A 21,388-nucleotide genomic window follows, 5' to 3' on the forward strand; every position below is an offset into this window, starting at 1 on the left:
CTAGAGTAGCGGCTCGGCCAGCGCGGAGTCAGCAGCCGCCAGCAGTGAACCGTCGGCCAGGGCAATCCTGCAGGCCTCGATCTCCGGTGCCAGATACCGGTCCGGTCCCGGCCCGGGCACCACTGCCCGCAGCGCAGTGCGCACAGCCGTCACGGCCGGGGCGCTGCGGGAGGTGGACACGCCGCCGTCGCGCATGTCCAGCGCCCGGGCGGCGGTCAGCACCTCGATGGCCAGGACTCGGGTGAGGCCGTCGATGGCGCGGCGGAGTTTGAGCCCCGCGGCCCAGCCCATGGAAACGTGGTCCTCCTGCATGGCCGAGGAGGGAATGGAATCAACGGAGGCCGGTACAGCCAGCCGCTTGAGTTCAGACACGATTCCAGCCTGTGTGTACTGGGCAATCATGTGCCCTGAATCCACTCCCGGGTCGAAGGCCAGGAACGCATTGAGGCCGTGGCTGCGGGCACGGTCCAGGAAGCGGTCGGTCCGGCGTTCGCTCATGGAAGCAACATCAGCGACGGCGATGGCCAGGAAGTCCAGCACGTAGCCAACGGGAGCGCCGTGGAAGTTTCCGTTGGATTCGAGGCGTCCGTCCAGGGTCACCACCGGGTTGTCGATGGCCGAAGCCCGCTCGCAGGCCGCAACGGTCTCGGCGTGCTGGAGCGTGGAACGGGCGGCACCGTGGACCTGCGGTGCGCAGCGCAGCGAATAGGCGTCCTGCACCCGGGTAAAGCCGCCGGTTTTCTGTTCCTCGATCAGCGCCGATCCGGCCAGGACGGCACGGATGTTGGCGGCGGATTCGCCCTGCCCCGGTTGCGGCCGCAGGGCCTGCAGGTCCGCGGCAAAGACTGCGTCGCTGCCGAGCAGACCCTCCACGCTCATGGCAGCGGCGAGGTCCGCGGTGGACAGCAGCAGGTGCAGGTCAGCGATTGCCAGCGTGAGCATGCCCAGCATTCCGTCGGTGCCGTTGATCAGGGCCAAGCCTTCTTTTTCCTGCAGCTCAATCGGTTCCAGCCCGGCGGCAGCCAGCGCAGCCGCGGCGTCCATGTGTCCGCCGTCGGGCGTGCGGACCTCTCCTTCACCCATCAGCGCCAGCGCGCAGTGGGAGAGGGGAGCGAGATCACCGGAGCAGCCGAGCGAGCCGTACTCCCCGACAACCGGAGTGATGCCGGCGTTGAGCAGCCCGGCATAGGCGAGGGCCACCTCCGGACGGACGCCGGTGCGTCCGGTGGCGAGGGTGGACAGCCGGTTCAGCATCAGGGCCCGCACCACTTCGGTGTCGACTTCCGCGCCCGACGACGCCGCGTGGCTGCGGATGAGTGAGCGCTGCAGCTGGCGGCGCTGTTCGGGAACGATCTGCTTCACCGCGAGGGCACCGAATCCGGTGGAGACACCGTAGTGCGGCTTGTCGTCGGCGGCGAGTTCCTCGATGACGGCGCGGGAAGAACGCATGGCGGTGAGTGCTTGGGGCGTCAGGGCCACGGGGGCGCAGTGCCGGGCGACGGCGACGATGTCCTCCGCCGTCAGGGAGCCTGTTCCAAGTTCAACGGTCATGAGGGGGTTGTGCAGGATTTCCATCCTCTTATCTGAGCACGGGAACGGCAGGGGGCCTAGCAGGCGGTGGATTCGGTTTCTGGGATCCCAGACGCTGCACTAAGCTCCGGACATGTCGATGAGCTATTCCCGGGTTCAGGTTCCGGCCGCTGCACAGGTCCTGTCCATCCTGCGGTATTTGGGGACGCAGGCCGGACCGGTTAGCGCCGCCGTCGTTGCCCGGGACCTCGCGCTGCCGCGCTCCACCACGTATCACCTGCTCGCAGCGCTGGTCGCCGACGGGTTTGCCGTTCATCTGCCGGAGGAACGCAAGTACGCCCTCGGAGCAACGGCGCATGAACTCGGCACCGGTTATGCCCGGCAGGCCCCGTTGCAACGCATTGGCCGGTTTCCGCTCCGGAAGCTGGTGGCTCGGACCCGCCTAACCGCGCACCTGGCCGTCCTGCAGGGCACCGACGCGATCTACGTCATCGAGGAGCGGGCGCCGAGGCAAAAGCCGCTGGTGACCGACGCCGGGGTCCGGCTGCCTGCGCACCGCACCGCCAGCGGGCGGGCCATGTTGGCGCAGATGACCGATGCGCAGCTGCGGGCGCTCTACCCGGACCCGGATAACATGCGCTCCGGCCGCGCCGCCGGACCCGCTCTCGCCGGGCTGCTGGCTGAGGTGCGCGAGCGTGGTTATGCCTGGGAGGAAGACGAAGTCACCGAGGGCTTTTCCTCCATTGCCGTACCCGTGCTGGACCGCTCCGGGCACGCCGTCGCCAGCGTCACCCTGACCACGCCGAACAGCACGCCGCAGGATGTCGACACAGGTCGGCGGATCGATGACTTGGCGTCCAAGTGGCTGCCGGACGTGTCCAGGTGCGCTGCGGAAATCTCCCGCCGGCTCGGAGCCCCGCTCGGTGCCCCGCCGGGTGCTCGGCACCCCTGACGAGCCGGGCCGCCCATCCAAGCGTGCCGGGTGTGGCAGCCCGCGTTGGTGTCTGTAATCCCAGACACTGCCCGAAGCGGGGAAGCAGCCGGAGGCTCCTCGGTTACGGTCTGTTCATGGCTCCCACAACAGATCCTTCCCGCGACATCCGGGCACCCCGCGGCACCTCCCTGACAGCTCGGAGCTGGCAGACCGAGGCGCCCCTTCGCATGCTCATGAACAACTTGGACCCGGAAGTCGCCGAGCGTCCGAAAGACCTTGTGGTCTACGGCGGCACCGGCCGGGCCGCGCGCAGCTGGGAGGCCTACGACGCGATCGTCCGCACGCTGTCCACCCTGGCCGACGACGAGACCCTGCTGGTCCAGTCCGGCAAACCCGTGGGTGTGTTCCGGACCAACGAGTGGGCGCCTCGCGTGCTGCTCGCCAACTCCAACCTGGTGGGGGATTGGGCCAACTGGCCCGAGTTCCGCCGGCTGGAGGCCGAGGGCCTGATGATGTACGGACAGATGACCGCAGGATCCTGGATTTACATCGGCACCCAGGGCATCCTCCAGGGCACGTACGAGACCTTCGGCGCCGTCGCACGCAAGCTCTTCCACGACGACAATGCCACGCTCGCCGGCACCTTGACCCTGACCGGCGGCTGCGGCGGCATGGGCGGAGCTCAGCCGCTGGCCGTGACGCTGAATGGAGGAGCGGTGCTGATTGTCGACGTCGACGAGGCACGCCTGCGCCGCCGCGAGGGCAAACGCTACCTGGACGAGGTGGCACCGGATCTGGACACCGCCGTCGCCAGGGTCATGGCCGCCAGGGCGGAAAAACGTGCCCTCTCGGTGGGGCTGGTGGGCAACGCGGCCGAGGTGTTCGAAGAGCTGCTGCGCCGCCAGCTCGCCGGGGACATCAGGGTGGACATCGTCACGGACCAGACCTCCGCGCACGATCCGCTGAGCTACCTGCCGGCCGGGATTCCCCTGGAGCAGTGGGCTGCCGAATCTGAGGCCGATCCCGAAGGGTTTACCAAGAAAGCCCGCGAATCCATGGCCCGCCAGGTCGCAGCCATGGTGGGCTTCCAGGACACCGGTGCCGAGGTGTTCGACTACGGAAATTCCATCCGCGACGAAGCCCGCCAGGGCGGCTATGACCGGGCCTTCGATTTCCCCGGCTTTGTGCCTGCTTATATTCGCCCGCTTTTCTGCGAAGGCATGGGTCCGTTCCGCTGGGTGGCGCTGTCCGGGGATCCGGAGGACATCGCGGTCACGGACGCGGCGATGAAGGAGCTCTTTCCGGAGAATGCCCGCCTGCACCGGTGGCTCGACGCCGCAGCGGAGCACGTGCAGTTTGAAGGGTTACCGGCGCGCATTTGTTGGCTGGGCTACGGGGACCGGGCCAAGGCCGGGCTCCTGTTCAACCGGCTCGTCGCCGAGGGCAAAGTCAGCGCACCCATTGTCATCGGCCGCGACCATCTGGACTCCGGGTCCGTGGCCTCGCCCTACCGCGAGACCGAAGGCATGGCGGACGGCTCCGACGCCGTCGCGGACTGGCCCCTGCTCAACGCCATGCTGAACACCGCCTCCGGTGCCACCTGGGTCTCCATCCACCACGGCGGCGGGGTGGGCATCGGCCGCTCGATCCACGCCGGACAGGTGTCGGTCGCGGACGGCACCGAGTTGGCCGCCCGGAAACTGGAGCGGCTCCTCACCAACGATCCGGGCACGGGGGTGATCCGCCACGCCGACGCCGGATATGAGCGCGCCTCCGACGTTGCCGCCGAGCGCGGCATCCGCATTCCGATGGCAGAGTAGGGTCCATGGATAGAACACCTGCTTCGCCCGTTAATGCCCTGATGGCCGCCATCGAGGGCACCGGCCGCGATGAACGCCGCGGCGGATACTCCCGCCCGGTGTTCTCGACCGCGGAGCTGGATCTGCGAGAGTGGTTCACGGCCGAGGCGCTCCGGCGCGGACTCGCCGTTGAGACGGACCGCAACGGCATCCTCTGGGCCTGGTGGGATTTGCCGGGGGCATCCTCCGCGGGGACAACCGGCGTATCCTCCGCAGAACCGGAGCGCCGCGGTGCGCTGGTCACCGGATCCCATCTGGACTCCGTACCCGGCGGCGGCGCCTTCGACGGACCGCTTGGCGTGGCCAGCGCACTGGCTGCCGTGGATCTCCTGCAGGCGCGCGAAAAGGACGGCGGCCTGACCCGGAACCGTGCCCTCGCCGTCGCGGTCTTTCCGGAAGAGGAAGGCTCGCGCTTCGGGGTGGCCTGCCTCGGCTCCCGGCTGCTGACCGGCGCGATTGATCAGGCCAGGGCACTGTCCCTGCGCGACGCCGACGGCAACACCTTCGCCGACGTCGCCCGCGCCCACGGACTGGATCCGGACCTGATGGGCCGGGATGATGCGGCGCTGAGCCGCATCGGGGACTTTGTCGAACTGCATGTGGAGCAGGGCCGCGGCCTGAACACCGAGGAGTTTACTGATGCCGCCGGACGGGGTCCGGCTGTTGCGGTGGGAGGGTCCGTGCTCGGGCACGGGCGGTGGCGGTTTGGCATCACGGGGCAGGGCAACCACGCAGGCACCACTCTGATGGCGGACCGTGCCGATCCCATGGTCGCGGCTGCGCAGCTGATCGTGGCTGTGCGCCAGGCAGCCGCTGCCCAGCCCGGCGCCCGTGGCACAGTGGGCCGGCTGGAACCGATCCCCGGCGGCACCAACGTCATTGCCTCCCGGGTGGACCTCTGGCTGGATGTCCGCCACCCCGAAGACGCCGTGACCGCCGCCCTGGTGGAGAAAATCCACGGCCAGGCACAGCGGATTGCGGCCATGGAAGGCTGCACCGTGCGGCTGACCGAGGAATCCTTTTCCGGGACGGTTTCCTTCGATGCCGCTCTGCAGCGCTCACTCTCACACTCCGTGGCTCTGACCGTGCCCGGCGCGCCCGTCCTGGCGACCGGGGCCGGGCACGACGCCGGGGTGCTGGCGTCCCGCGTGCCCACCGGTATGCTGTTCGTCCGCAACCCCTCCGGGTTCAGCCACTCGCCGGAAGAGTATGTGGAGGACTCCGACGCCGAGGCCGGCGTGACCGCGCTCGCCGACGCCCTGCAGGACCTGCTGTGAGTGCGCCGGAACGGCAGGGTTCCTTCTGGTGCGAACAGGGCTGGGTCAACGGCGCGGTTGTTGCCGGCGTCCGGCTGGAAATCGATGCCGCAGGCACTGTAACGGGGACTGAGACCGGCGTCCCGGCGCGGTCAGGGGACTGCCTGCTGGCCGGCGTCACCTTTCCTGCGGCATCGAACGCGCACTCCCACGCCTTCCACCGGGTGCTGCGCGGACGCACGCACGCCGCCGGGCCCGGCAGCTTCTGGACCTGGCGGGAGCACATGTACGAGACTGCCGGGGCGCTGACTCCGGAGCTGTATGAGCAGCTCGCCACCGCGGTGTTCACGGAAATGGTGGTCACCGGATGGACCTCGGTCGCCGAGTTCCACTATGTCCACCATCAGCCGGACGGCAGCGCCTACGTGCAGGAGCATGCCATGGAACGGGCGCTGGCGCGGGCCGCCGTCGCCGCCGGTATCCGATTGACCCTGCTGGACACCTGCTATCTGGCCGGCGGTTTCGACGCGCCGCTCAGTGCCGCTCAGCTGCGCTTCGGAGACCGCGACGGCGCCGCCTGGCTTCAGCGGCTGGCCTCCCTGCGCGCTGCGATTGCCGCGGAGTTCGATCCGGCCCAGGTCAGCGTGGGCGCTGCCCTGCATTCCGTGCGCGGGGTACCTGAGGAAGAGCTGGAACTGATTTCCCGGAAGCTCCCCGCCGACCTGCCGCTGCACATCCACCTCTCCGAACAGCCTGCGGAAAACGATGCCTGCCGGGAGGCCACCGGACTTACCCCGGCACTGCTGTTGGCCAAGCACGGACTGGTCACCCGGCGTCTCTCCGCCGTCCATGCCACCCACCTGAGCGAGGAAGACATGACGGCTCTCGGGAACGCCGGCGCGACAGTGGTGATGTGCCCCAGCACAGAGGCGGACCTGGCCGACGGCATCGGCCCCGCCGCCGAGCTGCAGGCGGCCGGTGCACGGATTGCGCTGGGCACCGACCAGCACGCCGTCGTCGACCCCTGGCTGGAAATGCGGGCGCTGGAACACGGCGAACGCCTCCGCTCCGGGGAACGCGGCCGCTTTGCCCCGGCTGATCTGCACGCCGCCGTTTCCCGCGCCGGAGCAGAATCGCAGGGGCGGCGGGCCCCGGGGCTGGCCGCCGGAGACACCTGCGACCTCATGTCAGTGGATCCCGGAAGCATCCGCACCGCCGGTTCGGATCCCGGCCAGCTGGCACTCACCGCCACGGCCGCGGATGTTCACACCGTCGTCGTCGGCGGCCGTATCCTTGCCCGCCACGGCCGGCACACCGTCCTGGGCGATCCGGCGGCTCTGCTGTCAGCCGCCGTCGCCGCCTTGGACGCGTCCCGGCGCAGCCCGACACCCGCCGCAACCACGGAAGATCCATGAGCACACCTCCAGCAGGCCCGGCCTCAACACTGATCACCAACATTGGCGAACTCTCCACCCAGAATGAGGCCCAAGGTCCGGAGAGTTCCGTGCTGCGGGACGCCGCAGTGGTGTTCGAGGGGGAACGGATCAGCTGGATCGGCGCTGCGTCCGCTGCACCGGCCGCGGATGCCATGATCGACGCCGGCGGACGGTGCGGGCTGCCCGGGTGGGTGGACTCGCACACGCACCTGGTGTTTGCGGGAGACCGCAGTGCGGAGTTTGAGGCCCGGATGGCGGGGGAGTCCTACGCGGCCGGCGGCATCGCCGTCACCACCGACGCCACGCGTTCCGCCTCGGACTATGACCTGACCCGGCTCCTGCTGGCACGTGCCGCCGAAGCGGCAGCAGGCGGCACCACCTACCTGGAAACCAAGACCGGCTACGGGCTGAACGTGGAGGAGGAGCGACGGCACGCGCGCATCGCCTCCACCGTGGCGAACCAGGTGACCTATCTGGGCGCGCATCTGGTCCCGGCCGGCGCAGATGCCGAGGAGTACACGGACCTGGTGTGCACCGACATGCTCGAAGCGGTGCGGCCGTATGTGCAGTGGGCAGACGTCTTCTGCGAAAAGGGAGCCTTCACCGAGGAACAGTCCCGGCGGGTGCTGCAGGCCTGCCGCGATGCGGGCCTGGGACTGCGGGTGCACGGCAACCAGCTCGGCTACGGTGCCGGCGTGCGCCTGGCTGTGGAGTTCGGCGCAGCCAGTGTGGATCACGTGAACTATCTGACGGACGACGACGTTGCCGCCCTCTCGGGTACGTGGACTAAGTGGAACGCGGCCGGACCGGATGCCGGCGGAACGGATGCTTCCGGAGCCCGCACCCCCGGGACGGTGGCCACCTGCCTGCCCGCCTGCGATCTCTCCACCCGGGCACCGCTCGCGCCGGCCAGGAAACTCCTCGATGCCGGGGTGCAGGTGGCGCTGGCCTCCAACTGCAATCCCGGCACCTCCTTCACCAGTTCCATGAACTTCTGCGTGGCCACGGCGGTGCTGCAAATGGGCCTGACAGTCTCTGAAGCCGTCCGGGCCGCGACCTTCGGCGGCGCACTGGCCCTGCGCGCGCACACCGGGGAGGACCGGGACGGAAAGCGGGCGGTGGGCTCACTCGCCGTTGGGCACCGTGCTGACCTGCAGCTGCTCAACGCCCCCTCGGCCGCGCATCTGGCCTACCGGCCGGGGATGCCGCTCACGGGTGCTGTGTGGCGAGCCGGGCAGCAACTGGGTTTGCCGCCCCGGTAGCCGATCGGCCGCCGGGGAACGTGTGGTCCCTCCCATATCCTGCACAATGGAAACCATGCGTGCTGCCTTCCCCTCCGCCCCCGCCGAGTCACTGGACCCGCGGGCACGGAAGATGCTGGTCTTCGAGATCCTGATTGTGTTGGGACTGTCCCTGGGGCGCTCCGGAGTGTACGCCGTCGTCGAGCTCCTGGAAAAGGCCACGGAGGGTCCCCTGGGCGGGCAGACCACCACGCTGAACCCGGTGCTGGACGAGAACTCCTGGTTTGACCTCACCTATCAGCTGCTGGGCATCTTCTTTTCCCTGCTCCCGGTGGCGCTGGTGCTGTTCCTGCTCACCGAACCGGGAAAGTCGGCGTTCCGCCGGATCGGGTTCACCTTCGAGAAACCCGTGCGCGACTTTGGGCTGGGCGCGGGACTGGCCGCGGTCATCTGCCTCGGGACACTGGGCGTGTATGCCGGCGGCCGGGCGCTGGGCATCACCACGGCACTGGTGCCGGCGGCGCTGGACACCTACTGGTGGACGCTGCCGGTGCTGATCCTCTCCGCCGTGCGGCACGCCGTGCTCGAGGAAGTCATTGTGGTTGGCTACCTGTTCCTGCGGCTGCGGCAGCTGGGCTGGGGAACCCCGGCGATCATCCTCACCTCGGCGCTGATCCGTGCCAGCTACCACCTCTACCAGGGCATTGGGCCCGGCATCGGAAACTTCCTGATGGGACTGATCTTCGGTTACGTCTACGTCAAAACCCGGCGGGTCATGCCGCTGGTGATTGCCCATGCGCTGGTGGACATCACCGGCTTTGTCGGCTTCGCCCTGTTCGGACCCGCCATCGGCATCGGCAACTGATTGAGGCGCCCGGCCTGCCTTTCGTGCTGCTCGCCGCCGCTCAACCGTGCCGGACGGACCCGCCGCCCAGCTGCTCGGACAGTCCGGAAAGCAGGATGCCCAATCCCTGATCCAACTCAACTTCGCCGTCATAGTCAGCAAGAATCGGTGCAAGGGACCTGAGCCGGGGGAATTCCTTCGGCGGCAGCCGGTGCAGGCCAAGACGCAGAATGGCTTCATCTTCTTCGGGATCGGCGATGAGCTCCTGCAGCTCGTTCAGGATGTGTCCGTAGAGGAACGAGTAAAAGGCACGATAGATGTGCAGGGCATCCTCGGGGGAAAAACCGGCTTTCATGAGGAGCGCCAAAATCCGCTCAAGCGGCCGCAGCGTTCCCCGGGGGCGCAGGCCCAGGGGAGTGGACAAGGGCCTGGTGACCAGCAGCGGGACCGTGTTGGGGTGCTGCAGGGCCAGCACCCGGAGGTCATGGGCGATGCGTCGCAGCTGAGCCTGCCAGTCCAAGTCATCCGGACAAATCGTCAGTTTATTGAAGACCAGTTCTTCGACCCCTGCCAGCAGGGCTGCACGGTTTTCCGCGTAACGGTAGAGGCTCATTGGATCGCAGTGAAGTTCCTGCGCCAGCCGACGCATGGTGAGAGCTTCCAGCCCGTTGGCATCCACCAGGTCCAGTGCCGTTCCCAGGACAAGTTCCCTGCTCAGACGGCCCCGTTGTGAACCCGCTGGGGCTGGGGTTTCCGGGGTCTTGGCCATGATGCGGTCCGTCCTGTTCGTCTTGAGGGAGCGAGTATCACTCGCTCTGCGTTAATGATAACGGTTGCTTTTATGTAGGCCTACGGCTACCGTCTACAGTGTAGAGCAGCCGACATGGTTTTCGGAGAGATCAGAGTTTGCACGGCCGGTAGTGGCCACTCGCACCGATCGATCAGGAGAAGCGCATGAGTGCAATGACAGGCACAACCTCCGCTGCCCGCACCGGGAACGCCAAGACAGCCGAGGACCGGGTCCGTCAGTTCCTCGCTGTATGCACCGTACGGGACCTCGATGACAGTGCAGTTCTTCCTGTTGCCGACCTCTACGGCATGTACATCATCTGGTGTGAACAAAACAGTACAGATCCGCTGTCCATCCAGCTCTTCTCGAAGGTCCTGCGGGACGAAGGAATCGAGGCCGGGCTGCAGCGCAGGGAAAAAGTGGTCAAAGGCATCATGGTCACAGGCCAAATCCCCATCCAGTACATTCTGGAGACTGATAAGGCTCCGGGTCCCAACAGTGTGCTGGGGACACTTCCGGCGTGATGCCCGCTAAGCCCGTACCCGTGGAGAGACACTGCAGCACTCTCGTTGAGGCACTGAAGATGGCCGTGCACGACGTAGCTGAAGAAGCTACGCTGATCGATGTCGAACTTGACGCCGGGCAATAGGACCTGGGCATCCAGCGGCGTTGGGGCACGGATCACGGTATCGGTTCCGATGATCTTTGCGCGACCGCACGGGACATCATCGCGGTGAAGCAGCATTCAGGCCGCGCCCGCTGAGGCCGGCCGCAGCAGTTCGACAACGCCGCCGGTGATGCCCGCCCGGAACGCCGACCAAGGAGTACACCCGCCTGTGACACTGACGACCCCGTGGGGAGCGGACCTGGAACCCGAATCCGTGCTGCAGGAATATCCCCGTCCGCAGCTTGTCCGCGACAGTTACCTGAACCTCAACGGGTATTGGCAGTGCGCCATCACCTCGGTGCGCCGGGAGCAGCCGCCGGCCGATGGTGAATGGGACGGGCAGATCCTCGTCCCGTTCTCGCCCGAGGCTCCGCTGTCCGGTGTCGGCCGCCAACTCCAGCCCCAGCAGGTCCTGTGGTACCGGCGGACTGTCCGGCTGCCGGTTGAGTTTGCCCAAGAGCGGGTGCTGCTGCACTTCGGTGCGGTGGACCAAAGCTGCACGGTCACAGTCAACGGCACACAGGTGGGCGGGCACGACGGCGGCTATCTGCCCTTCTCCCTGGACGTCACGGACGCGCTGGTGCCCGGTGCCGAGCAGGAAATCGTGGTGCGGGTGCGCGACATCAGCGACACGGGCTACCACAGCCGCGGCAAGCAGACCCTGGACCGCGGCGGCATTTGGTACACCGCTCAGTCCGGCATCTGGCAGACGGTGTGGCTGGAATCGGTGCCGCGGACAAGCATCTCGCAGCTGGTTCTGGTGCCGGATCTGGAATCCGTCTCGGTGACTGTGCTGCTGGACGCGGAGAACGACGACGGCGGCGACCTGTCAGCGGCGATCACAATGTCCGACGGCGGGCGCACTGTGGCGGCCGCCGTCGTCGTGCCCGGGGAAGCCGTGAAGATTCCGGTGCCGGACCCGCACCTGTGGACCCCTGAGGACCCGTTTCTCTACGACGTGGAGGTGCGGCTGGTGTCCGGCGGCCGGGAGATCGACAGTGTCCGCAGCTATACCGGGCTGCGGACCTTCGGAACGGGACCGGATGAATCCGGTCATACCCGGCTCCTGCTCAACGGCACACCGTACTTCCACGCCGGATTGCTGGACCAGGGGTACTGGCCGGACGGGCTGTACACGGCGCCGTCGGATGCCGCTCTGGTTTATGACATCCAGACCGCCAAGGATCTGGGCTTCACGATGCTGCGCAAGCACATCAAGGTGGAACCGCTGCGGTGGTATTACCACTGCGACCGGCTCGGCATGCTGGTGTGGCAGGACCTGGTCAGCGGCGGCCGCACCTACCGGCACTCGGTGGTGACCGCCCCTGCCGTGGGCGTACCGCACCGTGCTGACAGCGACTATGCCGCCTTTGGGCGCGCTGATGAATCGGGCCGGACGGCGTTCCTGGCTGAGCTCCGCGGCACCGTTGACCTGCTGCGCAACAGTACCTCGCTGGCAGTGTGGGTTCCCTTCAATGAAGGCTGGGGCCAGTTTGACGCGAACGCCGTCACCGACCAGGTGCGGTCATTGGATGCGACCCGAAGCATCGACCATGCCAGCGGCTGGCATGACCAGGGCGGGGGAGACCTCAAGAGCGTGCACGTGTACTTCGTTCCTTTTGTGCTCCGGAAGGGCTGGCTGCGGGACGGGCGCGCCGTCGTCCTGTCCGAGTACGGCGGCTACAGTTTGCGCATTCCGGGCCACACCTTCAACGAGAAGGAGTTCGGTTACCGCAAATTCAAGACACCGGACGCGCTGCGCCGGGCCTGGATCAAGCTGCACCGTCAGCAGATCGAGCCGGCGGTGGCTCAGGGCCTCGCTGCGACCGTGTACACGCAGTTGACCGATGTGGAGGACGAAGTGAACGGGCTGCTCACCTACGACCGTCGTGTGGTGAAGATCGACGCCGACACGGTGCGGGAGACCAATGCCCGGCTGGCCCGTGCGGCGTCGCGTTCCTGATCGTTTCAGCCGCGCCGCCCTTGCTTGGGCAGCCCTGCGGTCAGCAGCATCCTTACCAGCCCGTCCGGATCGCTCTTAGCCTTGTGGATGTCTGACCAGCTCCAGCGGACAAAGCCAACGCCGGTGGCCCGGATCGCATCTTCCCGCCGTTTCTCGAGGATGAGGGTTTCCCGGGAAGCTGTGCCCACCTGTCGGGTGGCGCCGGGGCTTCGGCCGGCGGTCACGGGGCCGTACTTCACCGCTCCGTCAAACTCACCGACCAACGCGTAGTCCTTCCAGAAAAAGTCGGTTCTTCCCAGGAATTGTCCGCCCGTAGACCTGAACTCATACTGGAGCTCGGGCTTCGGAAACCCGTGCAGATACAGAACGGCACGTGAGTAGGATTCACCTGGGGATTCCGAACGGCCATCGGCGAAGGAGATCACCCTCCTCGCCCTGGTGCGCTTGGCTTCGTCCGGGAGCTTTCCGCTGAGGATCAGCAGGCCATCCTTCTCCAGCGCGGGAAGGCTTCGGGCCGCATCGGGACGCAGCACGTGGTCCATGGCAGGAACGGCACGCTCGAAGGGAAGGCGGGCCGCCATGTCGAGGACTGTTTGGGCGCGTGAAGTTAGGGTCAGGCCGTGCCGTGTCGTCGCCGGCTCGAGTAACGTTCGCGGAGTCCAGCAGAGGTTGCCCCGGCGCCTTCCATGCGAAGAACCCGGTGCCAGCAGCAGGACCTCAGAGGTCCTGCCAATGACAGGCAAGCCCCAGATGACGGCAGCGGATTGCTGTATCAGTATCCTTGGCGCTTGTCCTTGATCCACAGCAGCGGTAATCACGGCCCGGTCCCGGTCCCACTGCGGCATTTTTTCCCACTGCGAAGCTTCGACATAGACCCCCGCCCGCACCCGGACCAGTTCGCCTGCCCGACACCTCCGGGCCAGGGATCGTCTGCCGGAGCCGTCGCGGTCGGCGTCGGCTGCATAAAGAAACTCCGGATCCATGAGACAAGCGTGGATCCTGGGCTTGCTTCACTAGATGAACCGGGAGCGATCTGTGGATAAACATCCCGCCCGGGGGAAGACCGCCACTTTGGGCAGGCGCATCCGGATTGGGATTCTGCTGCCGGTGCGGACCGGCAGTGATTTCCCGAAAGGTGCGCGGATGCCCAAAGAGGCAGCGGTTCAGGGGTCCAGTCCGCCCAAAAGGTTGCTCGGATGCCCAAAGCGGCAGCGGATCAGGGGCACGGCCCGCGCAAAGGGCGCCCGGATGCCCAAAGCGGCAGCATTTTCCCAACTGGTTCCGCCGCCAGCGGGAAAGACCGCCACTTTGGGCAGGCGCATCCGGATTGGGATTCTGCTGCCGGTGCGGACCGGCAGTGATTTCCCGAAAGGTGCGCGGATGCCCAAAGAGGCAGCGGATCAGGGGTCCGGCCCGCCCGAAAGGTGCGCGGATGCCCAAACCAGCAGGACTCCCGGAAGCCGAGCTAGATTTCGACGAGACCCTTGGCCGTGTTGAATGTGACAGACATGATGCCGGGAGTTCCCTTGGGGGAAATCCACGTGACGCCCACGTTCTCCAGCGGTTCCTCAGCGGGCGTGCCCAGCCACTGGGCCACACGGTCAGCGGAGCCGGCAATGGTCAGCGAGTCCAGCTTCACGGCACCGGGCATGCCGGGCAGGGCCGCTGACGGATGCAGTGCATCGGTTCCGTCATCCCAGCGCAGCATGTACGGCACCTGAGGGTCGGCGATCAGGCCGTTGATGCCGATCTGCTGCCAGGTCAGTTCCTGGCCGTCCGGAAACTTCCGGTTGCCCGGAACGGAGAGCCGTCCGAGCCGTTCTTCGAAGGGGGCGAGATCATCCACGGCCACGCACCAGCCCATCCAGCCGCCGCCGCACTCCGAGCGCTGGCGCACTGCCTGGCCGAAGGGGGCCTTGTCTGAGGCCGGGTGGTTCAGGGCTTCCACCACCTCGACGTACTGGTGGTTGGCCAGGGGCAGAATCATGTTGCGCGTTCCAAAACGCGGGTGCACACCGCCCTTGACGAAGTCCGCTCCCAAGGCGGCAGCGATCCTCTCAGTTGTGGCCAAAAGACCGTCGGATTCACTGGCATAAGAAACATGGTCCAAACGCATGCGGCCCAGTTTGGCACGTTGTGACGTGGCTCTCGACTAAGGACGTCCTAAGTTGGAATAATCGGGCATTCCGGCTCTGCCGGCTGGCCCCCGGCACGGACCCCCGGCAGCAACCGACATCGCGGGAAATGATCCGTCACAGACCTTGCAGGCACCGGGGTTATCCGTTTTCATAGGGGATAGGTCATGAGTGCCAGCAGATAGCCCCGGCTTGCTGGCCGGCAACCCTCCAACCGCGGTGGGGTGCCCCGGGTGAAGACCTGGCCCTGCGTCACCGGATGCAGGGCAAGCGCGGGTCACACGTGGCTGTCGGTTATTTCCGGCCAGAAGTCTCGGTGCGGCCCCTTGGTCAAGGGAGCTAAGCAATGTCAGGAAACTGGTCCTTCGAAACCCGTTCTATCCATGCCGGCCAGGAGCCCGACGCCGTGACCGGCGCCCGCGCCCTGCCCATTTATCAGACCTCATCCTTCGTCTTTCCCAGCGCCGAAGCAGCAGCCAACCGGTTTGCGCTGGCGGAGTTGGCGCCGATCTATACGCGCATCGGCAATCCCACCCAGGAAGCGGTGGAAAACCGGATCGCCTCCCTTGAGGGCGGACTCGGTGCTCTAATGCTTGCCTCCGGCCAAGCCGCGGAAACCTTCGCGATCCTGAACGTGGCCGAGGCCGGCGACCACATCGTGGCCAGCCCCAGCCTCTACGGCGGCACCTACAACCTGTTCAAGCACACGCTCAAGAAGTTCGGCATCACCACAACCTTTGTGTCCGATCCGGACAACCTGGATCAGTGGCGCGCAGCTGTGCAGCCCAACACCAAGGCGTTCTTCGGCGAGGTGGTCTCGAACCCGCGCCAGGACGTGCTGGACATCGAGGGCATTAGCGCGGTGGCCCATGAGGCAGGCGTACCGCTCATCGTGGACAACACGCTGTCCACCCCGTACCTGATCCGGCCCATCGAGTGGGGCGCGGACATCGTGGTGCACTCGGCCACCAAGTATCTGGGCGGGCACGGCACGTCCATTGCCGGCGTCATCGTGGATTCGGGCAACTTCGACTTCGGCGCCGACCCGGAGAAATTCCCCGGCTTCAACACTCCCGACGAGAGCTACAACGGGCTGGTTTACGCCCGAGACCTGGGCGCCGACGGGATCCTGGGTGCCAACCTCGCATACATCCTCAAAGCCCGGGTCCAGCTGCTGCGCGACCTCGGCTCCTCCGTGTCGCCGTTCAATGCGTTCCTGATTGCCCAGGGCGTGGAAACCCTGAGCCTGCGGATGGAACGGCACGTGAGCAACGCCGTCGCGGTGGCCAACTGGCTGGAAGGGCACGACGACGTCGTCTCCGTCGCCTATGCGGGGTTGGAATCCAGCCCGTGGTTCAAGCGCGGCCGCAAGTACGGGCCGCGCGGCACCGGCGCCATTGTCTCCTTCGAGATCAACGGCGGCATCGATGCCGGCAAGCGCTTCGTTGATGCCCTGGACCTGCACTCCCACGTGGCGAACGTGGGTGACGTGCGCTCCCTGGTCATCCATCCGGCGTCGACCACGCACAGCCAGCTGGGAGCCGAGGCGCAGCTGGCGGCCGGGGTCAGCCCCGGGCTGGTCCGGCTCTCCGTGGGTATCGAACACATTGATGACATCATTGCGGACCTCGACGCCGGGTTCCGGGCAGCCAAGGGAGCGTAGCGGCCAGCGTGACAGTTCCTTTTGCCTCAAGCGTTGCCGTGACCGCTTACGGCCGTCCCCAGGCCCAGCCTGCGCCCCAGCACTCCGTCCCTTCCCGGGACGGAGTGCTGCGGCACGCCCGGATCGGCAGCCTCGACCTGGAAACCGGCGGGCACCTGCCCGACGTTTCCCTTGCCTATGAAGCGTGGGGGACGCTCAACGAGGACGCCACCAACGCCGTCCTGGTGGCGCATGCCCTCACCGGCAGCACGCATGTGGCCCGGGGGAGCAGCGAAGAGGACGGCTGGTGGGACGCCCTGGTGGGTCCGGGCAAGACGGTGGACACCGATCGGTTCTTTGTCGTGGCGGTCAACATGCTCGGCGGCTGCTATGGATCCACCGGCCCCTCGTCTTTGGATGTGCAGGGCCGGCCGTGGGGATCAAGATTCCCGTTTGTGACCATCCGCGACTCGGTCCGGGCTGAAGCCCGGCTGGCTGATCTGCTGGGAATCCAAGCCTGGCACACCGTGCTGGGCGGGTCTCTGGGCGGTGCGCGGGCGCTGGAATGGGCCGTCACCGAGCCCGGCCGGGTGAACCGCTGCGCGGTCATTGCCTGCACGGCGGCCAGCTCCGCAGAACAGATAGCGTTTGGCCAGGCGCAGCTGGATGCGATCCGCCTGGACCCGGACTTCAACGGTGGCGACTATTACAACGGCAGGGCGCCGGTGGCCGGACTGGGCCTGGCCCGCCGGATTGCACACATCACGTACCGCTCCGAAGCGGAATTGGAATACCGCTTCGGACGTCAGCCGCAGGCGCAGGAGGAGCCGCTGGGGTCGGTGCTGCCAGGGGCGCGGGGGCGCTATGCGGTGGAGAGCTATCTGGACCATCAGGGCCGGAAGCTGGCCGGGCGGTTCGACGCGAACAGCTACCTGCTGCTGACCGAGGCTCTGATGAGCCACGACGTGGCCCGCGGGCGCGGAACGGTGCGGCAGGCACTGGCGGATGTGGACGCCGAATTCTTCATCGCCGCCGTGGATTCGGACCGGCTCTACCTTCCCCAGCAGTCCAGCGATCTGGCCGCGGCGTTGCCCCGGACGACCGATGTGCACATGATCAGCGCCCCGATCGGCCACGACGGCTTCCTCACCGACGTTGAACAGATCGGCGTGCCGCTGCGGGAACGGTTCTTCGGGGAACCCTAGCCGGACGGCGGACGCCCTACCCTTGCGAAGACTGCCGGAACGTGGCAGAAACAAACGCATGGGTGATTCGATTCGTGTGGCTGCACAGGCACAGTGTTCCCCGGCGCAGCTTTGGCACACGCTCGTGGACAACCGGGCTGCGTGGTGGCCGGAAATGGAGTTCACCGCCAGCCCCGGGTCGCCGTTGGCGGAACGGGCAGCCGGCGGCGACGGCGGGGGCCAGCAGCGTGCCTCGGGCACCGTGCTGGCGGTGGCGCGGGACCGGCTGCTGTCCTTCCGGTGGACCATGCCCGAGTGGAATGCGCATACGGTGGTGAGCATTTCTCTGGCTGCCTTGCCGGGACCGGACCCGGAAACGGACTACACCGACGTCGTCGTCACCGAAAGCGGGCTGGGCGGCCTGGCCGAGGGCGCCGACGTGGCCCGCACCCACACTGAGGAATGGGCGGACCATTTGGCGAGCCTGATTTCGCTGGCCGAAAACGCTTCCCATGCCTGACCAGCCCGCAGAACGGCGGTGCTAGCGTGGCGCCATGACATCCGATGACAGTCTCCAGCCGCCGGCAGCGTCCGGCGGCGTCAGGCGCCTACTGCAACTTTCAGTGCCGCTCGCCGGCGCGGTTCTCCTGATCGCAGGAATCGTACTCCTGGTGCGTGGCGCCGGCGTCGGAACCGTGAACTTCGGCTTTGTGGGGTACATCCCGGTGACGGAGGCGGACGGGGTTTTTGACGGGCTGGTGCTTGTCAGCCGCAGCATGCAGGTGGGCGCACTGCTGGTGCTCGCCGGTGCAGTGGTGCTCGCGTTTTGGGTCGGATTGCAGGCCGGCCGCAGGCATCGTCCTCCGGTAACGCCTGCTTCAGCAGCGTCCGGCGGCGACGGACAACCTGCCTAAGCGCTGAGTCGGGAAAGGCCGCTTAGCCCGCCGATCCGGGAGGCATGCCCGGACCTCCAAACATGGGTCCGGCGTCGGGACGTTTGGCCGCGATGCCGTCCCCCGAGGACTGGTGGCGCACCCGCCGCATGACCCACGGCATCAGGTGCTCCCGAGCCCAGGTCAGGTCCTCGGTGCGGGCGGTCCGCCAATTCTTAGCCAGCATGGGCTTTGGCTCCAGAGGTTCCAGCGTGTGGGGAACGGCGAGAGTCTCCAGCACCATCGCCGCGATGGTGTGATGGCCCAGCGGCGAGAAATGCAGCCGGTCCGAAGCCCACATCTCCCGGTTGCTCAGCTGGCGCAGCGCCCACATGTCCGCTATCACGGCGTCGTGCCGGGCTGCAACGGTCCGGAGATTCTCGTTGTAAACCGCCACGCGGCCGCGAACACTGCCGATCACCGGCGTGGCACCAAGATCCGGGCCGGTGAAGAGCACCACGGTGGCACCGCTGTCGGTGAGCCGGGCGACTGCAGCATCCATCTTTTCTGCAAGTTTGTCGGGATCGCCGCCGGGACGGATGACGTCATTGCCGCCGGCGCAGATGGTGATCAGGTCCGGATGCAGTTCCAGCGCCGGCTCCAGCTGTTCCTCAATGATCTTGTTGAGCAGCCGGCCCCGGATGGCCAGGTTGGCGTAGGCGAAGCCGTCGCGGCTGCGGGCCAGTTCCTCGGCCACCCGATCCGCCCAGCCGCGGTGTCCGCCCGGGCTCTGAGGATCGGGGTCGCCGATTCCCTCGGTAAAGGAGTCACCAATGGCCACATAACGCGTCCAGGGATGAACCGCGGATTCCCCGCCTGCAGCGGGTTCCGGGGCTGGGGCGGACGTTCCGGCCGCCGGCGTGGACGAGGTTTCGGGGATCGAAGGAGAAGTCACCAGTTCATCCTGTCAAGGAGGGGCCGGGCTACGCGACCGTAGGTTCGCGAACCGGTCGTGCCAGAATGATTATCATGCCTAAAACTGCCCCCTGGAACCCCACTGTCCTTTGGTCCAAGCCGGAAGCCGAGCGGGCCGGAACCCCGCTGCTGGTCCTCTTCCACGGTTACCTCGCCAACGAGGAAGACCTGATGGGCCTGGCGGATTACCTGCCCTCGGAGTTCACCATCGCATCGGTCCGCGCACCCCAGGCCCTCGGCCCCGGCTACACCTGGTTCCCGCTGATGAACGACGCCGCTTTCTCGGTGGAGCGTGTGGTGGACGCGGTCGACGACGTTGCCGGCTGGCTGGACAGCGTCAAGGACATTCACAGCAGTGTTTCCCTGCTCGGCTTTTCGATGGGCATGGCCGTGGCCAGCACGCTGCTGCGCCACCGGCCCGCGGACTTTGCCGCCGTCGTCGGGCTCTCCGGCTTTGTGGTTCCTGCGGAGGGCAATCCGTTCTTCCACGACGACGAGCTCGCTGCCGGCGGCGTGCCGTTCTTCTGGGGCCGTGACCAGGCGGATCCGGTGATTGACGCGCCGCGCATCGAATTCACCCATGCCTGGCTGAACGAGCACACGGCGCTGACCAAGATCCTGTATTCGAACATGGGGCACGGCATCAACATGCAGGAACTGGGACATGTGAAGGAATTCCTCACCCACTTGGTGCTCAAGGGCTGATCCGCGTCCCGGTGAGGAGCCGGCTGCTCGGGGAGGGTTAGTCCTCTTTCACGATTCGAATGGCTTCGCCGTTGACGGAGATGATGTCGCCGGGGTGCAACTGCCGGCCCCGGCGCTCCTCGATCTCGCCGTTGACCTTCACCAGGCCGTCTTCGATCAATTGCTTGGCCTGGATGCCGTCTTCGGCGAGGCTGGCAAGCTTGAGCAGCTGGCCCAGGCGGATCATTTCGTCGCGGATGGGAAGGTCTTGGGGATCGGTATTACTCATGTGTCCATTCTGCCGGATATTGTCCGGGGCTGATTCCGGCCTTCCCTCGGCCCTGCCGTAGGGTAGGTCCGTGCCAAATGCTGTGCGAATAAATCCGCTGATCGGTCTTCCCCTTGCCGTCCTGGCCGGGACGGCCATTCCTGCGCAGGCCCGCGTCAACGGCGCCCTGCGCGAACGGATCGATGACGGGCTGGCTGCAGCCCTCATCAGCTTCTCCGTGGGGCTGGTGGTCATGATCCTGATTTCGGCGCTGCTGCCGCGCGGGCGCGCCGGAGCCGCCCAGTTGCTCCCGGCCCTGCGGGAACGCCGTTTTCCGCGGTACTACGTCCTGGCCGGAGCCATTGGCGGCTACTTTGTGCTCTCGCAAACCCTCACCGTGGCGGTGCTGGGCGTCGCCGTGTTCACGGTGGCCGCCGTCGCCGGCCAAACCATGACCGGGCTGGTGGTGGACCGCCTGGGCATTGGACCGGCGGGCAAGAAGGCCCTGACATTGATGCGCGTGGTGGGTGCCGTGCTGACCATTGCCGCCGTCGCATGGGCAGTGAGTCCCAAGCTCAGCGGAACGTCCTCGGCCTCGGATCTGCTGTTGCCGGTGCTGCTGCCCCTGACCGCAGGCATGCTGATGAGTTTCCAGCAGGCCATGAACGGCACCACGGGCATGCACTACGGAACACCGATAACGGCAACCCTGGTGAACTTCATCTCCGGTGCCGCGGTCCTGCTGGTCTGCTGGCTGGTGAAGGTGGCCGTGTCCGGATTCGGGAACCCGCTGCCGGGGGAGTGGTACCTGTATCTGGGCGGACCGCTTGGCTGCGTCTTCATTGGGCTCAGTGCCCTGCTGGTGCGGAGCCTCGGTGTGCTGCTGACCAGCCTGGGCATGATCGGCGGACAGCTGGTGGGCTCGCTGCTGCTGGACATTTTCCTGCCCGCGCCGGGCTCCGTCGTCGTCGCCGCCACGGTGCTGGGTACCGCATTGACCCTGGCCGCCATCGTGGTGGCCACGCTGCCGTGGAACATGCCAGGACTGCTGCGCCGGCGGTGACAGCCCGGCATAGTGCCGGCCGGGTTGTTCCGGCCCCACGTGCCG

21 protein-coding genes and 1 riboswitch are annotated in these 21,388 nt (G+C 66.9%); of the genes, 15 read left to right on the forward strand and 6 right to left on the reverse strand.

Features of this window, described 5'->3' with window-relative positions:
- On the reverse strand, positions 1 to 1,551 hold the full coding sequence (gene hutH / locus MUG94_RS05290) for a histidine ammonia-lyase (protein ID WP_227908096.1): 1,551 nt from the start codon (positions 1,549 to 1,551) through the stop codon (positions 1 to 3).
- Between the two features lie 112 nt (positions 1,552 to 1,663).
- On the opposite strand from hutH, the gene MUG94_RS05295 reads away from it, so the two are divergent.
- The 6 genes from MUG94_RS05295 to MUG94_RS05320 all read left to right on the forward strand — a co-directional run bounded on the left by MUG94_RS05295 (position 1,664) and on the right by MUG94_RS05320 (position 9,121).
- Positions 1,664 to 2,482 carry an IclR family transcriptional regulator gene (locus MUG94_RS05295; RefSeq protein WP_227908097.1) on the forward strand — a complete coding sequence of 273 codons (819 nt, stop codon included), beginning with the start codon at positions 1,664 to 1,666 and terminating at the stop codon, positions 2,480 to 2,482.
- Positions 2,483 to 2,598: 116 nt separating this feature from the next.
- Entirely contained in the window at positions 2,599 to 4,284 is a 1,686-nt protein-coding gene (gene hutU / locus MUG94_RS05300; protein WP_227908098.1) for a urocanate hydratase, read from the forward strand.
- Positions 4,285 to 4,289: 5 nt separating this feature from the next.
- A complete protein-coding gene (locus MUG94_RS05305; RefSeq protein ID WP_227908099.1) occupies positions 4,290 to 5,600 on the forward strand; it encodes an allantoate amidohydrolase in 1,311 nt (436 codons plus the stop codon).
- Positions 5,597 to 6,994, forward strand: coding sequence for a formimidoylglutamate deiminase (locus MUG94_RS05310; RefSeq protein WP_227908100.1), 1,398 nt, complete (start codon positions 5,597 to 5,599; stop codon positions 6,992 to 6,994). Before MUG94_RS05305 ends, MUG94_RS05310 begins: the two co-directional genes overlap by 4 nt.
- A complete protein-coding gene (locus MUG94_RS05315) occupies positions 6,991 to 8,277 on the forward strand; it encodes an amidohydrolase family protein (RefSeq protein ID WP_227908101.1) in 1,287 nt (428 codons plus the stop codon). The genes MUG94_RS05310 and MUG94_RS05315 overlap by 4 nt, the downstream gene beginning before the upstream one ends.
- A gap of 55 nt (positions 8,278 to 8,332) precedes the next feature.
- Complete coding sequence (locus tag MUG94_RS05320; RefSeq protein ID WP_227908102.1) at positions 8,333 to 9,121, forward strand: CPBP family intramembrane glutamic endopeptidase; 789 nt, start codon at positions 8,333 to 8,335, stop codon at positions 9,119 to 9,121.
- Between the two features lie 40 nt (positions 9,122 to 9,161).
- Here the strand turns inward: MUG94_RS05320 and MUG94_RS05325 are convergent, their stop codons facing one another.
- On the reverse strand, positions 9,162 to 9,869 hold the full coding sequence (locus tag MUG94_RS05325; RefSeq protein WP_227891311.1) for a TetR/AcrR family transcriptional regulator C-terminal domain-containing protein: 708 nt from the start codon (positions 9,867 to 9,869) through the stop codon (positions 9,162 to 9,164).
- Between the two features lie 185 nt (positions 9,870 to 10,054).
- Here MUG94_RS05325 and MUG94_RS05330 point away from each other — a divergent pair, with 185 nt between their 5' ends.
- The 3 genes from MUG94_RS05330 to MUG94_RS05335 all read left to right on the forward strand — a co-directional run bounded on the left by MUG94_RS05330 (position 10,055) and on the right by MUG94_RS05335 (position 12,520).
- Complete coding sequence (locus tag MUG94_RS05330) at positions 10,055 to 10,414, forward strand: primase-like DNA-binding domain-containing protein (RefSeq protein WP_227908103.1); 360 nt, start codon at positions 10,055 to 10,057, stop codon at positions 10,412 to 10,414.
- The gene (locus MUG94_RS17195) at positions 10,411 to 10,539 is read left to right on the forward strand and encodes a hypothetical protein (RefSeq protein WP_269438462.1); all 129 of its coding nucleotides are present in this window, start codon (positions 10,411 to 10,413) and stop codon (positions 10,537 to 10,539) included. The genes MUG94_RS05330 and MUG94_RS17195 overlap by 4 nt, the downstream gene beginning before the upstream one ends.
- Positions 10,540 to 10,726: 187 nt before the next feature.
- A complete protein-coding gene (locus MUG94_RS05335) occupies positions 10,727 to 12,520 on the forward strand; it encodes a glycoside hydrolase family 2 protein (RefSeq protein WP_247098838.1) in 1,794 nt (597 codons plus the stop codon).
- A gap of 5 nt (positions 12,521 to 12,525) precedes the next feature.
- On the opposite strand, the gene MUG94_RS05340 is transcribed toward MUG94_RS05335, so the two are convergent.
- Positions 12,526 to 13,503 (reverse strand): type IV toxin-antitoxin system AbiEi family antitoxin domain-containing protein, encoded by a 978-nt coding sequence (locus MUG94_RS05340; RefSeq protein ID WP_227908104.1) that lies wholly within the window; start codon positions 13,501 to 13,503, stop codon positions 12,526 to 12,528.
- Between the two features lie 482 nt (positions 13,504 to 13,985).
- A complete protein-coding gene (locus tag MUG94_RS05345) occupies positions 13,986 to 14,636 on the reverse strand; it encodes a VOC family protein (protein WP_227891306.1) in 651 nt (216 codons plus the stop codon).
- 182 nt (positions 14,637 to 14,818) lie between these two features.
- Positions 14,819 to 14,934, forward strand: a riboswitch (SAM riboswitch).
- 67 nt (positions 14,935 to 15,001) lie between these two features.
- On the opposite strand from MUG94_RS05345, the gene MUG94_RS05350 reads away from it, so the two are divergent.
- The 4 genes from MUG94_RS05350 (at position 15,002) to MUG94_RS05365 (ending at position 18,395) form a co-directional block, all read left to right on the forward strand.
- Positions 15,002 to 16,318, forward strand: a complete 1,317-nt coding sequence (locus MUG94_RS05350) for a bifunctional o-acetylhomoserine/o-acetylserine sulfhydrylase (RefSeq protein ID WP_227908105.1) — start codon at positions 15,002 to 15,004, stop codon at positions 16,316 to 16,318.
- Between the two features lie 104 nt (positions 16,319 to 16,422).
- The gene (gene metX, locus MUG94_RS05355) at positions 16,423 to 17,502 is read left to right on the forward strand and encodes a homoserine O-acetyltransferase MetX (protein ID WP_227908124.1); all 1,080 of its coding nucleotides are present in this window, start codon (positions 16,423 to 16,425) and stop codon (positions 17,500 to 17,502) included.
- 58 nt (positions 17,503 to 17,560) lie between these two features.
- Positions 17,561 to 18,001 carry an SRPBCC domain-containing protein gene (locus tag MUG94_RS05360; RefSeq protein WP_227908106.1) on the forward strand — a complete coding sequence of 147 codons (441 nt, stop codon included), beginning with the start codon at positions 17,561 to 17,563 and terminating at the stop codon, positions 17,999 to 18,001.
- Between the two features lie 34 nt (positions 18,002 to 18,035).
- Entirely contained in the window at positions 18,036 to 18,395 is a 360-nt protein-coding gene (locus MUG94_RS05365) for a hypothetical protein (RefSeq protein WP_227908107.1), read from the forward strand.
- Positions 18,396 to 18,417: 22 nt separating this feature from the next.
- On the opposite strand, the gene MUG94_RS05370 is transcribed toward MUG94_RS05365, so the two are convergent.
- Positions 18,418 to 19,308 carry an SGNH/GDSL hydrolase family protein gene (locus tag MUG94_RS05370; protein ID WP_227908108.1) on the reverse strand — a complete coding sequence of 297 codons (891 nt, stop codon included), beginning with the start codon at positions 19,306 to 19,308 and terminating at the stop codon, positions 18,418 to 18,420.
- Positions 19,309 to 19,382: 74 nt separating this feature from the next.
- Here MUG94_RS05370 and MUG94_RS05375 point away from each other — a divergent pair, with 74 nt between their 5' ends.
- Complete coding sequence (locus tag MUG94_RS05375; RefSeq protein WP_227891300.1) at positions 19,383 to 20,033, forward strand: alpha/beta hydrolase; 651 nt, start codon at positions 19,383 to 19,385, stop codon at positions 20,031 to 20,033.
- Positions 20,034 to 20,070: 37 nt separating this feature from the next.
- Here the strand turns inward: MUG94_RS05375 and MUG94_RS05380 are convergent, their stop codons facing one another.
- Positions 20,071 to 20,301: an RNA-binding S4 domain-containing protein gene (locus tag MUG94_RS05380; RefSeq protein WP_227891298.1), complete on the reverse strand. Its 231-nt coding sequence runs from the start codon at positions 20,299 to 20,301 to the stop codon at positions 20,071 to 20,073.
- Positions 20,302 to 20,371: 70 nt separating this feature from the next.
- Between MUG94_RS05380 and MUG94_RS05385 the strand changes: the two genes are divergently transcribed.
- Entirely contained in the window at positions 20,372 to 21,343 is a 972-nt protein-coding gene (locus tag MUG94_RS05385; protein WP_227891296.1) for a DMT family transporter, read from the forward strand.
- The last annotated feature ends 45 nt before the right edge of the window (positions 21,344 to 21,388 follow it).

Origin of the sequence: Arthrobacter gengyunqii, from assembly GCF_023022985.1 — a bacterium.
In the GTDB taxonomy this organism is placed as follows: domain Bacteria; phylum Actinomycetota; class Actinomycetes; order Actinomycetales; family Micrococcaceae; genus Arthrobacter_B; species Arthrobacter_B gengyunqii.